14 protein-coding genes and 1 tRNA gene are annotated in these 13,661 nt (G+C 72.9%); 7 read left to right on the plus strand and 8 right to left on the minus strand.

What is annotated here, in order from left to right; translation table 11 throughout:
- Positions 1-143 precede the first annotated feature (143 nt).
- Complete coding sequence (locus tag ACZ4NB_RS14405) at positions 144-1,058, plus strand: alpha/beta fold hydrolase (RefSeq protein ID WP_467661335.1); 915 nt, start codon at positions 144-146, stop codon at positions 1,056-1,058.
- 58 nt (positions 1,059-1,116) lie between these two features.
- Here the strand turns inward: ACZ4NB_RS14405 and ACZ4NB_RS14410 are convergent, their stop codons facing one another.
- The 3 genes from ACZ4NB_RS14410 to ACZ4NB_RS14420 all read right to left on the minus strand — a co-directional run bounded on the left by ACZ4NB_RS14410 (position 1,117) and on the right by ACZ4NB_RS14420 (position 3,197).
- Positions 1,117-2,016 carry a transketolase family protein gene (locus ACZ4NB_RS14410; protein ID WP_467661337.1) on the minus strand — a complete coding sequence of 300 codons (900 nt, stop codon included), beginning with the start codon at positions 2,014-2,016 and terminating at the stop codon, positions 1,117-1,119.
- 80 nt (positions 2,017-2,096) lie between these two features.
- Positions 2,097-2,819: a transketolase gene (locus tag ACZ4NB_RS14415; protein ID WP_467661339.1), complete on the minus strand. Its 723-nt coding sequence runs from the start codon at positions 2,817-2,819 to the stop codon at positions 2,097-2,099.
- An 84-nt stretch (positions 2,820-2,903) separates the two neighbouring features.
- The gene (locus ACZ4NB_RS14420; RefSeq protein WP_393500240.1) at positions 2,904-3,197 is read right to left on the minus strand and encodes a YiaA/YiaB family inner membrane protein; all 294 of its coding nucleotides are present in this window, start codon (positions 3,195-3,197) and stop codon (positions 2,904-2,906) included.
- A gap of 165 nt (positions 3,198-3,362) precedes the next feature.
- Here ACZ4NB_RS14420 and ACZ4NB_RS14425 point away from each other — a divergent pair.
- From ACZ4NB_RS14425 to ACZ4NB_RS14450, 6 genes are all read left to right on the plus strand, one after another.
- Positions 3,363-3,439, plus strand: a tRNA-Pro gene (locus ACZ4NB_RS14425).
- A 334-nt stretch (positions 3,440-3,773) separates the two neighbouring features.
- Entirely contained in the window at positions 3,774-4,262 is a 489-nt protein-coding gene (locus ACZ4NB_RS14430) for a helix-turn-helix domain-containing protein (protein ID WP_384429594.1), read from the plus strand.
- Positions 4,263-4,341: 79 nt separating this feature from the next.
- Entirely contained in the window at positions 4,342-4,953 is a 612-nt protein-coding gene (locus ACZ4NB_RS14435; protein ID WP_467661718.1) for a hypothetical protein, read from the plus strand.
- Positions 4,946-6,166, plus strand: a complete 1,221-nt coding sequence (locus tag ACZ4NB_RS14440) for an MAB_1171c family putative transporter (RefSeq protein WP_467661340.1) — start codon at positions 4,946-4,948, stop codon at positions 6,164-6,166. The genes ACZ4NB_RS14435 and ACZ4NB_RS14440 overlap by 8 nt, the downstream gene beginning before the upstream one ends.
- A gap of 188 nt (positions 6,167-6,354) precedes the next feature.
- Positions 6,355-7,581, plus strand: a complete 1,227-nt coding sequence (locus ACZ4NB_RS14445) for a cytochrome P450 family protein (protein ID WP_467661342.1) — start codon at positions 6,355-6,357, stop codon at positions 7,579-7,581.
- A 208-nt stretch (positions 7,582-7,789) separates the two neighbouring features.
- Positions 7,790-8,914, plus strand: coding sequence for a D-alanyl-D-alanine carboxypeptidase family protein (locus ACZ4NB_RS14450; RefSeq protein WP_467661344.1), 1,125 nt, complete (start codon positions 7,790-7,792; stop codon positions 8,912-8,914).
- A 36-nt stretch (positions 8,915-8,950) separates the two neighbouring features.
- Here ACZ4NB_RS14450 and ACZ4NB_RS14455 read toward each other — a convergent pair whose 3' ends face one another.
- The 5 genes from ACZ4NB_RS14455 to ACZ4NB_RS14475 all read right to left on the minus strand — a co-directional run bounded on the left by ACZ4NB_RS14455 (position 8,951) and on the right by ACZ4NB_RS14475 (position 13,457).
- On the minus strand, positions 8,951-9,493 hold the full coding sequence (locus ACZ4NB_RS14455) for a DUF309 domain-containing protein (protein WP_467661345.1): 543 nt from the start codon (positions 9,491-9,493) through the stop codon (positions 8,951-8,953).
- A 62-nt stretch (positions 9,494-9,555) separates the two neighbouring features.
- Positions 9,556-10,623: a TolB family protein gene (locus ACZ4NB_RS14460; protein WP_467661347.1), complete on the minus strand. Its 1,068-nt coding sequence runs from the start codon at positions 10,621-10,623 to the stop codon at positions 9,556-9,558.
- Positions 10,620-11,960 carry an MFS transporter gene (locus tag ACZ4NB_RS14465; protein ID WP_467661348.1) on the minus strand — a complete coding sequence of 447 codons (1,341 nt, stop codon included), beginning with the start codon at positions 11,958-11,960 and terminating at the stop codon, positions 10,620-10,622. Before ACZ4NB_RS14465 ends, ACZ4NB_RS14460 begins: the two co-directional genes overlap by 4 nt.
- 32 nt (positions 11,961-11,992) lie before the next feature.
- Positions 11,993-12,976 (minus strand): metallophosphoesterase family protein, encoded by a 984-nt coding sequence (locus tag ACZ4NB_RS14470; protein ID WP_467661350.1) that lies wholly within the window; start codon positions 12,974-12,976, stop codon positions 11,993-11,995.
- A 148-nt stretch (positions 12,977-13,124) separates the two neighbouring features.
- A complete protein-coding gene (locus tag ACZ4NB_RS14475; RefSeq protein WP_467661351.1) occupies positions 13,125-13,457 on the minus strand; it encodes a DUF427 domain-containing protein in 333 nt (110 codons plus the stop codon).
- Positions 13,458-13,661 lie beyond the last annotated feature (204 nt).

The raw sequence follows: 13,661 nt of genomic DNA on the forward strand, positions 1-13,661 counted from the left end.
CAGGAAAGAACCGGCTGATCGTGTCACGCCGCGCGGCCCAGTGGTCAACTCCGTTACGCGCGCCCCATGGCGCACCGCCGCCCGGAGCGCAAGAGTGGGCGCCGACGACTCGTCAGCCACCGCCCCGGCAGTCAGGAGAGGCCATGCAGCAGGACTTCCACCAGGCGACGGACGGTGCGCGGATCGCCACCTACACCTGGCTCCCGGAGTCCGGGCATCCGCGCGCCCTCGTCCAGATCGCCCACGGTGCGGCGGAACACGGCCGGCGCTATGACCGCTTCGCCCGCTTCCTGGCCGGTCTCGGCTATGGCGTCATCGCCTCCGACCACCGTGGCCACGGTGCCACCGCCGCCTCCACCGGGGGCCGCGGTGTGGTCGGTGCGGACGCCTGGCGCGCCATCGTCGCCGATCTGAAGGGCATCGGCGACCACGCGGCCGCCGCCCACCCCGGCACCCCGCTGGTCCTGCTCGGCCACAGCATGGGCGCGATGCTGGCCCGCGACTACGCCCAGGAGTACGGCGCCGACCTCGCCGGCCTGATCCTCACCGGCACCTTCCGCACCCTGCCCGGCCTGGACCTCGTCGGCGCCGGCACCGAGCTGGAGGCGGAGGTCGCCGCCCGCGGCCGCGCCGCCCTCTCCGACTTCATCCCGCGCAACTTCAGCTCCTTCAACGACGCCTTCCCCCACCGCACCGGCTTCGAGTGGCTCTCCCGCGACCCGGCCGAGGTGGACGCCTACGCCGCCGACGAGGACTGCGGCTTCCCGTTCTGCGCCGGCCTCGCCCTGGACTGGGTACGCGCCATCCGCAAGGTCAACGACCCGGCCAACCTCGCCCGCATCCCGCGGGGCCTGCCCGTCCACGTCGCCGTCGGCGACCTCGACCCCTGCCATCAGGGCATGACCCTGGTCCACGAACTCCTGGAGGACTTCCGCTACCTGGGCACCCGCGATCTGACCTGGAAGGCGTACCCCGGCGCCCGCCACGAGATCCTGAACGAGACCAACCGCGACGAGGTGCACGACGACCTGGCGGCCTGGCTCGGCAAGCACATCTGAACCGGCCGCGGAGCGCCGCGGGGCCCGCTGTCGGCGCCCCGCGGCACGGCCGGGAACCTCACCGCAGGAACCCGGCGATCCGCTCGCGCAGGCCGTGCGGGTCCAGTCCGTGCGCCGCCAGATGCTCGTCGAGCTGCCCGTAGCGGCGCAGCTCCCGGCGGCCGACGCCGAGGCCCAGCACCCGGTGCGCCCGGTCCTGCAACGCGTCATTGGCGAAGCGCGTCGAGGTCCCCGCCAGATACGGCTCCACGACCACCACGTCCGAGGCGTCGGCCGCCCCGGTCGCGGCGCGCAGCGACGCGGTGTCGAAGGGCCGCACGGTCGTCGCGTACAGCACGGTCACATCCAGCCCCTCGGTCGCCGCGAGCACGTTGTCCAGCATCGGGCCGACGGCGACCACCACCCCGCGGCGCCCCTGACGAACGGTGTGGAACCCGATCCCGTCCACAGGCCGCGGCGCGTCGTTGACCTGCAGGGACAGTCGTACGTAGACCTTGTCGTCACCGGCCGCCGCGGCGTGCCGCAGCAGCGTCTCGGCCTCGTCCGGATGCCCGGGCACATGCACCGTCCAGCCGTCGAGCGTGTCGAGCAGCGCCACATCGCCGGGCGCCATATGGGTGAAGCCGCCGCTCGGCCAGTCGTAGGAGGCACCGGCGCTCACCAGTACGCCGCCCACGCCCTGGTGGCCGAAGTCCAGCTTGACCTGCTCGAAGGGGCGCTCCACCAGGAAGCTGGCGAAGGTGTGCATGATCGGGCGCAGCCCGGTGAGGGCCAGCCCGCCGCCCACCCCGACCAGCAACTGCTCCCGGATGCCGACGTTCACCACCCGGTCCGGATGCCGCCCGGCCGCCCCGGCGAAGCCGTCCACGCCGATGTCGGCGAGTACGACCGCCAGCCGGGGATCCTCGTCCAGCAGCCGCGAGGTGACCGAGGCGAAACGCTCACGCATGGTGTCCATCACTGAATTCCTCTCGAAGTCCTGATCGATCGAAGTCCCGATCGGTGTCCTGGCGCCCGGGCGCGGAGCCGGGCGGGCGGTCAGGCGCCCTTGGGCTCCACCCGGGCGACCACCGCGTGCGGACGGTCCGGGTGCGGCGCGCTGAAGGCGGTGTGGAGCGCCTCGTGGTCGCGGCCGTCGACGGTGGCCGCGGACCAGCCGGCGGCCTCGAAGCGGGAGGCGATCCCGCCGCGCCACCCGTGCGTGGCGGAGGAGTTGTCGATGACCAGCGTGTGCAGCCGGTCCAGACCCGCGGCGCCCGCGTAGGCCACCGCCTCGTGGTTGCTGCCCTCGTCCAGTTCGGCGTCGCCGATCAGCACCCATACGGCCGGCTCGGTCAGGCCCTGCGCCCGCAGCCCGAGCGCGGTGCCGACGGCCAGCGGAAGCCCGTGCCCCAGCGATCCGCTGCCGATCTCGGCCCCGGGCACCAGCAGCCGGTCGGGGTGGTGGCCGAGCGGGGAGTCGTAGGAGCCGAAGCCCGGCAGCAGGTCGACGGGGAAGAAGCCCTTGGCGGCCAGGACCGCGTAGTAGGCCATCGGCCCGTGGCCCTTCGAGAGCAGAAAGCGGTCCCGCTCGGGGTCCGCGGCGGTGGCGGGGGAGACCCGCAGGACGCGGTCGTAGAGGACCCAGAGGGCGTCGAGGGTGGAGGTGGCCGCCGGGCCGTGCTTCTCATCGCCCGTCATCAGGCTCATCAGGCGGGGCAGTTCGTCGAAGCCGATCTGCGGTGCCGGTGCGGCCGGCGCATGCGTCGTCGTGTTCGTCATGTCGTCGAGCGTGCAACCTCAAGTGCGCTTGAGGTCAAGCGCCGGACCGCCGGCCCTCGGGCCCGCGGTCCGGTGCGGCCGGAATCAGACCTGTCCCGGCTTGAAGACGTCCTGCTCGATCAGGAGCTTGTCGATCCGGGCCTTGTCCACCCGGTTCGTCACCTCCTCCACCTCCTGGCGGTCGCGTACGCACTTGGCCAGCGTGAAGGCCGAGGACACCACGAAGACCAGGCCGATGGCGAGGAACCCGCGCTCCCACGGTCCCACCGGCAGCTTGATGATCCCGATCACCAGCGCCGCCAGCGACAGCCCGAAGGAGATCGCGGCCTGCACGAAGAAGGCCGTCGTCGTCGGCCGCTGAATCGATGGAGTAGTCATGCGCGTAGCGTGGCGGCGCGGTGACACGGACGCATGAGTACGGGTACTCATCCTGTCCGCCGGGCCGCCCGCGCCACGGGGCCGGAATATGGCAGCACCCACCCTCTGACATGCGGTATTGTTCTCGTGCGCGGTCAGCCGGGACATCCCGGCCGGAACGGGCATCGGGACGTGGCGCAGCTTGGTAGCGCACTTGACTGGGGGTCAAGGGGTCGCAGGTTCAAATCCTGTCGTCCCGACCAGCGACTTTTCGCAGGTCGGAAGCCGTCTTCTCGGAAACGAGGAGGCGGCTTCTTCGTGTTCTCGCCGCGCTCCTCGGTCTCCTCGACCTCCTGGTTCTCCGCGCTCTCTGTGCCGTCTTCGCTCTCCTGGTTCTCCTTGCTCTCTCCGGCTGTGCGCGTCCGGCGCGGGTCCGCCGCCGCATGCTTGCGCGCTCACTCAACTCCCCGTTAAGCCCGCTGAGCCTCACTGTCCGTAAGTGGACTGGTGCGGCGCGTTCGTTGCATGACAGGATGCGCAACACAACGGGGGCGGCCTTAACTGTTCGTTGGGCCCGGTCGATTGGGGACGGTCAGCATGGGCGTGGGGGGCGAGGGCCGGTCCGACGGGGCGGGCGGTGCGCTCGCGGAGCGGCTCAACCACCTCTTCGCGAACATGCACCCGCCGGGGGCCCCGTACACCAACGCCTTCGTGGCCGACGAGATCAGCGGCGGGGTGGAGGAGTACGGCGGGGTCACGGTCACCGAGCAGTATCTGTCGATGCTGCGCAACGGCCGGCGGGCCAATCCCAGCCCGGAGCTGCTGCGGGCGCTGGCCAAGTTCTTTGCCGTGCCGGTCGGTTATCTGCTGGGAGACCTCTCGCAGCCGCAGGCCGCGCGGGTGGAGGAGGAGGTCCGCTTCCTCGCCGCGATGCGGGACCGGCGGGTGCGGGCCATCGCGCTGCGCTCCGTCGGGCTGCCTCCGGAGGTGCAGGACAGCCTGACGACGATCATCTCCCAGTTCCGGCAGCAGATGAATCTGCCGGCCGACCCGCCGGAGCAGGGTGGTGACCGGCGCGGTGAGTGACGCGATACGGACCGCGGAACGCGACCAGGTCTTCTCGTCTTGGGAGCGGACCGGAGACGAGGACGGGACGAGCATGCGAGTGGGCCAGATACGCAGGCGGTGCAAGCGGCTCATCAAGGAGCTGGCGCTGCCCGCCGCGACCGATCTGCGGGGGATGTGCGACCTGGTCGCCGCGCGGGTGGAGCGGCCCGTCCATCTGGTGCCGATGAGCCTGGGCGGTGTGGTCTCGGGCATGACGGCCGTCACCGACGACGGCTACTGGATCTTCTACGAGCTGCAGACCTCGCCCTGGCACCAGGCCCACATCGTGCTGCACGAGCTGGGCCACCTCCTGCTGGGGCACGCCCAGGACCCGGTCGTCACCGAGGACGCGCTGAAGGTGTGGACGCCGTCCGTCGATGTCACCACCGCCCTCCGGCGAATGGGGCTGACGACGGGCCTCGCCCGGCACCACGGCTATGACAACCTCGCCGAGCGCGAGACGGAGGTGCTCGGCACGCTCCTCATGGAGCGGGTGGCGCCGTCCGCGGCCGACCAGGAACTCCCCTTGGAGGGACCGGCTGCCGAGCTGGCGGCGGCGCTCGGACCGGCCCTGCAGCACATCCGGCGGGAACAGGACGCACCCGCGGGCGGCGCGGACACCGCCGGCGCCGGCGCGGGCGCGCCCAAGGACGGGGGCCGACGTGTTTGACGTCATCTATCTGTCGTTCGGGCTGGCCGCCTGGGCGATCGTCGGATACAAGTCCGTCGCCTGGTTCCGCGACCGCAGTAACGCGGACCTGGGGCTGGCCTGTGTGATGACCGGAGGTGTGGCGACGGTCTTCCTCTTCTCCGCGCCGAGCCTCTACCGCGCCTTCGACCGGATGGTCGGCGTGGCCAACCTCGCGATGGTCTTCCTCTACTCCTCCGTCGTGGTCTTCGCCGCGGGCGCGTTGGTGCTGCTGCTGCGCTGGACGGCGGGCGAGGGGACCCAGGCCCGCGCCCGCGCCCGGGTCAGGGCGCGCGCCACCGTCGGCGGTGTGGCCGCGCTGTGGGCGGTGGCCGTCACCGGCTTCGCCGTCGGCCGGCCGGACGCCGTCGAGCACCCCCGCGACTTCAGCACCGCCTACACCGACTCCCCCGGGGTCATGCTGTTCCTGGTGCTCTATCTGGCCATCTTCGGATCGAGCCTGGCGGGCCTGGGGACGCTCTGCCCCCGCTACGCCGCCCGGCTCGGCGGTACGCATCTGGCGCGCGGCCTGCGGGTGCTGGCCGCGGGCTGCTGGCTGGGCCTGGTCTACTGTGCCTGCAAGGTCGTCGGCTTCGTCCTGTCCTGGACGGGCCACCCCGCGCTCTGGCTCTCCAACGGGGTGGCGCCGCTGAGCGCGTCGGTCGCGGCGATTCTGGTGCTGGCCGGCTTCGCGCTGCCGGCCGCCGGTCCGCGGGTCGCCGCCTGGCGCCGGCTGCGCCGCCTCGCGCCGCTCTGGCGGACCGTCACCGCCCAGACGCCGGAGGTCACGATGGAACCCCGGGCGTGGTCGGTGCGCTGGCCGTTCGCCGACCTGGAGTGGCGGGCCAACCGGCAGATGGCCGAGATACGGGACGTCCAGCGCGGAATCCGCCGCCATGTGGAGTCCGACGCCGTCGACATCGCCCGCGAACGGGCCCGTGCGGTCGCCCTGGACGACCGGCAACTGGCGGCCGTCGCCGAGGCCGCCGCGCTCCGCCGCGGCCTGGAGAACCGCGCGGTCGGCCACGTCCCCGCCCACGGCGCCGACAGCGTGGTGGTCGCCACCGCCTCCGCGCAGGCCGAACTGGCCGCCGAATACGAGCACTTGGCGCTGGTCGCGGACGTCTACCACTCGCCGCTGATCGAGACCGTGCTGACCGAGTTGCGGCAGCGAAGCGCGATGGCGCGCGGCTGACGCCGCCACAGACGGGGTGGCCCGGCACGGGGGTCCGGGCCGCCCGGCACGACGGAGGCGGCACCGGTCCGCGAGGACCGGTGTCGCCCCCTACGTCGCCTGTTGGCGCCAAGCACCCGGGCCCCGCCGTAGGGGGGCCCAAGGGCTGTCCCGCCAGGGGTTACGGGGCAGCCCTTAGAGTCGGGCGCATGCAGAAATCCGCCGAGACCGGCCCCGACGCTCCCCTGGACACCACGCCCCTGCTCGACGATCCGTATGCCGCCTACGCCGCGCTGCGCGAGGCCGGGCCGGTGCACCGGATCACCGGTGCGGACGGGAACCCCGCCTGGCTGGTGACCCGTTACGAGGACGTCCGCAGCGCGCTCGCCGATCCGCGGCTCTCGTTGGACAAGCGGCATGCGGCCCCCGGCGGCTTCCGCGGCTTCGCGCTGCCGCCCGCGCTGGACGCCAATCTGCTCAACATGGATCCGCCGGACCACACCCGGATCCGCCGTCTGGTGGTCAGGGCCTTCACCCCGGGCCGGGTCGAGGCGCTGCGCGAGCCCGTACGGCGGGTCGCCGAGGGGCTGTTGGACGCGATGGAGGAGCGCGGCGGTCCGGCGGATCTGATCGCCGACTACGCGGGGCCGCTGCCGATCACCGTGATCTGCGATCTGCTCGGCGTCCCGCAGCGCGATCGCCGCAACTTCCGGGCGTGGACGGACCGGCTCATCACCCCGGACCCGGCCCGACCGGAGCTGATGAAGCAGGCGATCGGGGCGATGCTGGAGTTCTACACCGGACTGATCGCGGCGAAGCGTGCGGAGCCGGGCGACGATTTGCTCTCGGATCTGATCGCGGTGCGCGATGAGACGGACGGGGAGCGGGGCGGCGACCGGCTCACCGAGGACGAACTGACCTCGCTCGCCTTCCTCATCCTCTTCGGCGGATACGAGAACACCGTCCACCTCATCGGCAATGCCGTGCTCACCCTGCTCGACCACCCCGAACAGCTCCGTATGTTGCAGCGAAATCCAGCCGAACTACCCGCCGCGGTCGAGGAGTTCCTGCGCTACGACGGTCCCGCTCCGCTGGCGATCCGGCGCTTCCCCAAGGAGGACGTGGAAATCGGGGGCGTACGGATCCCGGCGGGGGAGAGCGTGCTGCTGGCGATCGCGTCCGCGAACCGCGACCCCGCCCGTTTCCCCGACGCCGACGCCTTCGACCGCGGCCGGGACCTCTCCGGGCACCTCGCGCTGGGCCACGGCATCCACTACTGCCTCGGCGCCCCGCTGGCCCGCCTGGAGGCCGTCACCGCTCTGGAGGCGCTGCTCACCCGCTTCCCGGGGCTGCGACTCGCCGTTCCGCGGGGTGATGTGCGGCACCGTCGAGCACTTCGTGCGCGTGGCCTGATTTCGCTGCCTGTCGCCTGGTAATCGGCAAACGAACACGCTTTTGAAGCGCAGCCGTTCGTCGATGCGGTAGAAATGTTCCTGAGACCCGCCCGGTGTGCATCCCCCGTCGCACCGGGCGGGTCCTTCTTTGCAGGTGTTGCAGATGCGACACGCCCGGCGCCCGGGGATCCATTGGCCCGTCTGGCTCACCCGCTGTGCGAACGGGGCGCTCCCTACTTAGCGTTACCGCATGGCAAGTGACGCGCGTGTGTCCAAGAAGGCGGCCGCAATGGCCCTCGTGGCCGTCGTGGGGGTGTCCCTGACGTCCATACCGGCTGCCGCCGCCGGGCCGACGGCCCGTCAACCCGCGAAGACCACCGACGGGGTGCAGGCGGTCGCCGCCCCCGGTGCACCGAGCCTGCCCAGCGGGCTGAGCGCACTGTCCTGGATGGTGGCCGACGCGGAGACCGGCAATGTGCTGGCCACCAAGAGCCCGCACCGCAGGCTCGCCCCGGCGAGCACCCTCAAGACGCTGTTCGCGGTGACCGTCCTGCCGAAGTTCTCGGCGGACACCGTCCGCCAGGTCAGCTCGGCGGACCTCGCGGGCCTCGGGGCCGGCAGCAGCGTCGTCGGCGTCCAGCACGGCCGCCGCTACACCGTCGCCGACCTGTGGCGCGGGGTCTTCCTGCGCTCCGGCAACGACGCCGTGCACGTGCTGGCCGCGATGAACGGAGGCTGGCAGGCCACCGCCCGCGAGATGCAGCAGACCGCCCACGAACTCGGCGCGCGCGACACCACGGTGAAGTCCCCCGACGGCTATGACGCCCCCGGCCAGGTGTCCTCCGCGCACGACCTGACCGTCTTCGCCCGTGCCGGGCTCGCCCAGGAGGACTTCGCGCGCTACTGCTCCACCGTCCGCGCCCCGTTCCCCGGCCCCGGCGGCACCACCCAGATCGAGAACACCAACCGCATGCTGGTGGGCTCGCACGGGCTGCCGCGCTACCCGGGCATCATCGGCGTGAAGAACGGCTACACCTCCAAGGCCGGCAACACGCTGATCGCCGCCGCCCGCCGGAACGGCCGCACGCTGCTGGTGACCGTGATGAACCCGCAGTCACAGGTGGCCAACGGCGTCTACAAGGAAGCCGGCGCCCTGCTGGACTGGGGCTTCCGTACGGCCGGCAACGCGGAACCGGTGGGCACGCTGCACGCCGTGAGCGCCGCGTACGACACCGGCGCCCCCAGCGCCCGCGGCGCCGCACCCTGGCGTCCCGCCCTCGTCCTCGGGGCGGGCGCCGCCGGGATCGTGGTCATGGGGCTGGGAGCCATGCTCGCCCGGTGGCGGGATCCGCGCGGCCGCGGCCGCGCGGGGTAGGCCGGACGGCTCCGCGCGTCCCGGCGGAGCCCGAGGTCATGCCTCGCCGGCCGGGCAGTTCCCGGCCGCGCCCTCGGCGGTCCGCAGCCGGGGCGCGGCCCCGGCCGCCGACACGGCGGCGCCCGGAGCGGTCAGACGACCCGTCAACTCCCCGGCCCAGGACAGCAGTCCCCCGATATCGATCCCGTAGGGGGCGGTGTCCGCGTACGGTCCGATGGCCGCCGTCCCCCGGTCGAGCAGCGCGGTGGCCCCTACGGCATTGCCCCGGGCGGCATGCGTGAGTCCCACCGCGAGTTGGGCGAGTCCCCGCCACAGTTCGCGCTCCGCCTCGGGCGCCGCCTTCCAGGCGTCCTCCAGCACCTCATGGGCGTGAAACGGCATCCCGGCGTCGAGCAGCCGCTGCGCCTCGGCCAGTGACTGCGGGGGCGTACGGACCACCCCCTCGGGCTGCCGGGCCACGCCGGGGGCGCCGTAGGGCAGCGGGCGGCCGAGACCGTCGCGCGGCCGGGCGTTACGGGCCCGGCCCTGCTCGTCACGGTCCCGGCGGGGTTCGTGCCGGGGCTCCTGGGTGTCGTTCACCCCTCAATTGTGCGCCCCGGGCGGCGCCGCGGTCGCCCGCGCGCGGCTGTGCGGGGCAGTCCCTAAGGGACCCGTACGGGTGACGAGGCGTCCGGCACGGTGAGCGAGGGGCTGCCGCCGCCGTCCGCCGGTACGGTCCAGACGTCGAAGGGGCGGCCCTCGCGACCCGGCAGGGCGTAGGCGAGGGTGCGGTCGTCCAGCCAGGCGGCCTGGTCGTCGACGCTGCGGGACTCGGCGAGCGGGTGCTCGCGCAGGGTGCGCAGGTCCAGGACGTACAGCCGCCAGGGATCGCCGGCGCCCGGGCGGACCCGCTTTTTGAACGCGAGGCGGGTGTTGTCCGGCGAGAGCGAGGGGCACTCCACGTTCTCGCGGATCGTCCGCGCCGTCCATCTGCGCATATCGCCCTGGACGAGGTAGGTCCTGCCCTTGGTCGAGACGGTGGCGTAGAAGCGGTTGTCGTCGCGGGCGAAGGTGACACCCCAGTAGTTGACGTCGGGGGAGTGGTAGCGGCGGCCGTCCAGGGTGAGCGGGATCTCCTCCATGTTCTTGATCAGGTAGCCGGTGCGGGTGTCCAGGATCGAGGTGCGGGTGGAGAACGCGGTGGTGGCGTAGGAGTCGCCGGTGGCGAACATCGTCCACGACAGCATCCGCCCGGAGGCCGACACGCGGGCCCGGTTGGGGATACCGGTGAGCGCGATCCGCCGCTTCTCGCGCAGCCGCCGGTCCAGCACGACGGCGTACGACCGGGGCGGGATACCGGGGCGGCGCTGCAGGCACAGCCCCGTCCCGGCCGCCGCGTGGAAGCGCTCGCAGGCCGGCCCGCCGGTGGTGCGGTGGCCGGACCGGGGCGCCGAGGCCGAGGAGGCCGCGCCGGTGCGGCCGTCCGGCGCGGGGAGCCGTGCCACCCGGCCGGCTCCGGCGCCGGTGCTGCGGAAGTACAGCCGTCCGTGGTCGAGGCCGAAGGCGGAGGCGGGGTCGGCGGGTTGGGCGCGCCGGGCGGCGCCGATCGTGTAGACGACGGCGACGGTGGCGAGGACCGCGGTGGCGGCCACTACGGCGACGATCCGGGCCCGGAGGGAGACCGCGGCGAGCCGGGCGGGCGGGGAGGGAGCGGGGCGGGACGGGGTCATGCGCGCGGCTGCCTTTCCGGGCGGTCCGGTGGGTTCGACCCGGCCGGGCGGTCCCGGCGGGGGAGCAGGACGGCGGCCGCCACCAGCGCCGCGGCCAGTGCGAACACGGCGAGGAGCAGCGCGGGACGGGTGCCCCACAGCGTCCAGGCGGCGCCGAACCCGGCGGCCGCCAGCAGCCGGCACAGCGCCTGGCCGGTCTGCAGCAGGGCCATCCCGCTCGCCCGCCGTGCGGCCGGCAGCACCGGGCCGGCGAGCGCCATCAGCACACCGTCCGTGGCGGCGTAGAAGACGCCGAGCAGCAGCAGGACACCCACCAGCAGCACCGGCCCGGCGTCGGTCGTCAGCAGCAGGGCATAGCCGGCGAGCAGCGCCGCGTGCCCGCACAGGAACGGCACCCGGCGGCCGATCCGGTCGCCGAGCCGCCCGGCCGGCACCGCGAGCAGCAGATACACCGCGGCCGCCCCCAGCGGCAGCAGCGGGAACCAGCTCACCGCGAAGTCCAGCCGCCGCTGGAGCAGCAGGTACAGGAACGAGTCGCCGATGGTCGCCGCGCCGAGCAGCGCCGCCGCCGTGAAGATCCGCCGGAACGCGGGGTCGCGCAGCGGCGCCAGGAGCCGGGGGCGGGGCGCGGCGGCGGGCGCCTGGTGGTGGCCGGGCGCGGCGGCCGCTGCCCGGGTGTGCGGCCCGGCGCCCGGCGCCCCGTGGCCGGCGGCCACGGCGGCTCTACCGGGCACGAACGCGATCAGCAGCAGCACCCCCACCACCCCGACGCAGAAGCTCACGACGAACACCGCGTCGTAGGCGTCGGCCGTGGCCCACAGCAGGGCGAACGCCGCGAGCGGGCCCAGCAGCGCGCCGGTGGTGTCCATCGCGCGATGCACGCCGAAGGCCCGGCCGAGCGCGTCCGGCGGGGCCTGCAGCGAGATCAGCGCATCGCGCGGGGCGGTGCGCACGCCCTTGCCGATGCGGTCCGCGGCGAGCGCGGCGCCGATGCCGAGGGTGCCGCCGCCGGCGAGCAGCAGTCCGAGCCGGGACAGCGCCGAGAGCGCATAGCCGGCCCCGGCGACGAGCTTGTGCCGTCCGCCGCGGTCCGCCGCGTGCCCGCCCAGCAGCCGCACCAGCGCGGTGACGCCGTTGTAGAGGCCGTCGAGGAAGCCGAACTGGAGGGGAGAGAGCCCCAGTTGGAGGACGAAGTAGAGCGGCAGCACGGCGGTGACCATCTCGGAGGAGATGTCGGTGACGAGGCTGACCGCGCCGAGAGCCAGCACCGGCCCCCCGACGCGGCCGCGCCTCACCTGTGTCGCCGTCGCGGCCGCGTCCGTGGTCGCGAGATACATCGGTCAGACCGCCCGTGGGTCCCGTCGGCCGGTCAGTGGCACTGGTAGGCGGGGCTGCGGTCCTTCGTCTTCCCGTCCGTGCCCACCAGCTCCCAGGAGAAGCCGGTGTCGGTGAAGTTCAGCTTCACCACGCCGAAGGTGTCGGTGAGCCGCTTCTCGCTGTTCGGCTGGACCTCCTCGATCTTGTACGGGTTGGCTCCGCCCATCCCGGCGAGGAGCTCGACGATTCCGTTCTCGTCGGCCTTGCCGTTTGCGTCCTGCGGTGCGAAGCGCTCGTAGTGGTGATCGTGGCCGTTGAGGACCAGCTCGGCCTTGGCATCCTGGAGCAGCTTCCAGACCGGGCGGCTGACCGGGTCGTTGCCGTGCTCGCCGGAGGAAAAGAGCGGGTGGTGCCAGTAAGCGGCCACGCACTTCTTGGAGTTGGCGGCGAGGTCCGCCTTGAGCCAGTCGGTCTGCGCTCCGTCCAGGCTGTTGGAGTCGAGCGCGATGAAGTGCCAGTTGTCCTGGTCGAAGCTGTAGTAGCTCTTGCCCTTGGGGTAGGCGACCGAGCCGAAGTAGGACTGGTAGCCGGCCAGTTCGCCCTCGGGGTCGTACGTCTCGTGGTTTCCGGGGGCGGGGTGGGTCTTGCTCTTGAAGGCGCCCCAGCTCGTGTCGTAGTAGCGCTTGAAGTCCTTGAGCCGGGCGTCGTCGTACTGGTTGTCGCCCATGGTCAGCACGAACGCCGGGTCGATCTGCTTGACCAGCGCCGCGGTCTTGGGGTGTTCGCAGTCGCTGTCGCTCGCCGTGCACCGCTCGGCGATATCGCCGGCCGCGACGGCGGTGAACCCGGCGGCGTGCGCGCCCGCCGCCCGGTCGGGCGCGGCATCGGCGCGCCCGGCGTTCGACCACAGGGCCACCCCGCCGACGAGCGCGAGCGCCGCGCCCGCGGCGGCGGGGATGCCCCATCGGCGGCCGCCGGTCGGGGTCTTGCGCCGCTGCGGCGGCTGTACGGGCTTCTCGGCGCGGGGGGAGGTCATATCCGTCTCCTGGGTCGGCGTGGGGGAGCCGTTCCCGGAAATCCTGACGTTCGACCATGTACGCGTCAAGGGATGCTGGGCTTAATCGTTAGGAAACTTTCCTACCGTCCGGCCCGACGCAGACCCGCTGGACGCGGCCGCAGCCGGCTCACCCCAACTCGACCTCGAAGAAGCAGAGATGGTCCTTGATCTGCGCGACCTCGGGATGCGGCTCAGGGTAGGCCCAGGCGATGTCCTGCGGGCCACCGGGAAGTGACCAGTAGGAGGCGGTGCCCTTGAACGGGCAGACGGTGTGGGTGTCGGACGGGGTCAGAAGATCGGTGCGCACGTCCTCCGGTGGGAGGTAGTAGCGCACCGGACAGCCGGTCTCGGAGAGCAGCAGCGGGCGGCGGCTGTCGGCCAGCAGCTGCCCGCCGACCCTGACCCGGACGTGGTCGGTGCCCTGGTCGATCTCGATGCGGTGGCCTCGGACGGTGCTCATGGTCGTGTCCCTTCGCTCGCGGAGGAGCCGCTCCCGGCCCCTCCTGCCGTTGCGACCTCCAGCGTAGGAGTGCCCACCGACAATCCGCCCGCACGGCCGGGCCGCCCCGGGATACGCCGCCCCCTCGCCCGCCGGATGCGGTCGGTGACCTCCCCTGCGCCGTCGGTGACCCCGGTTGGACCCTCCGCAATCCGGGTGAATGTG

The sequence above is a fragment of the Streptomyces sp. NPDC026575 genome (assembly GCF_055567415.1).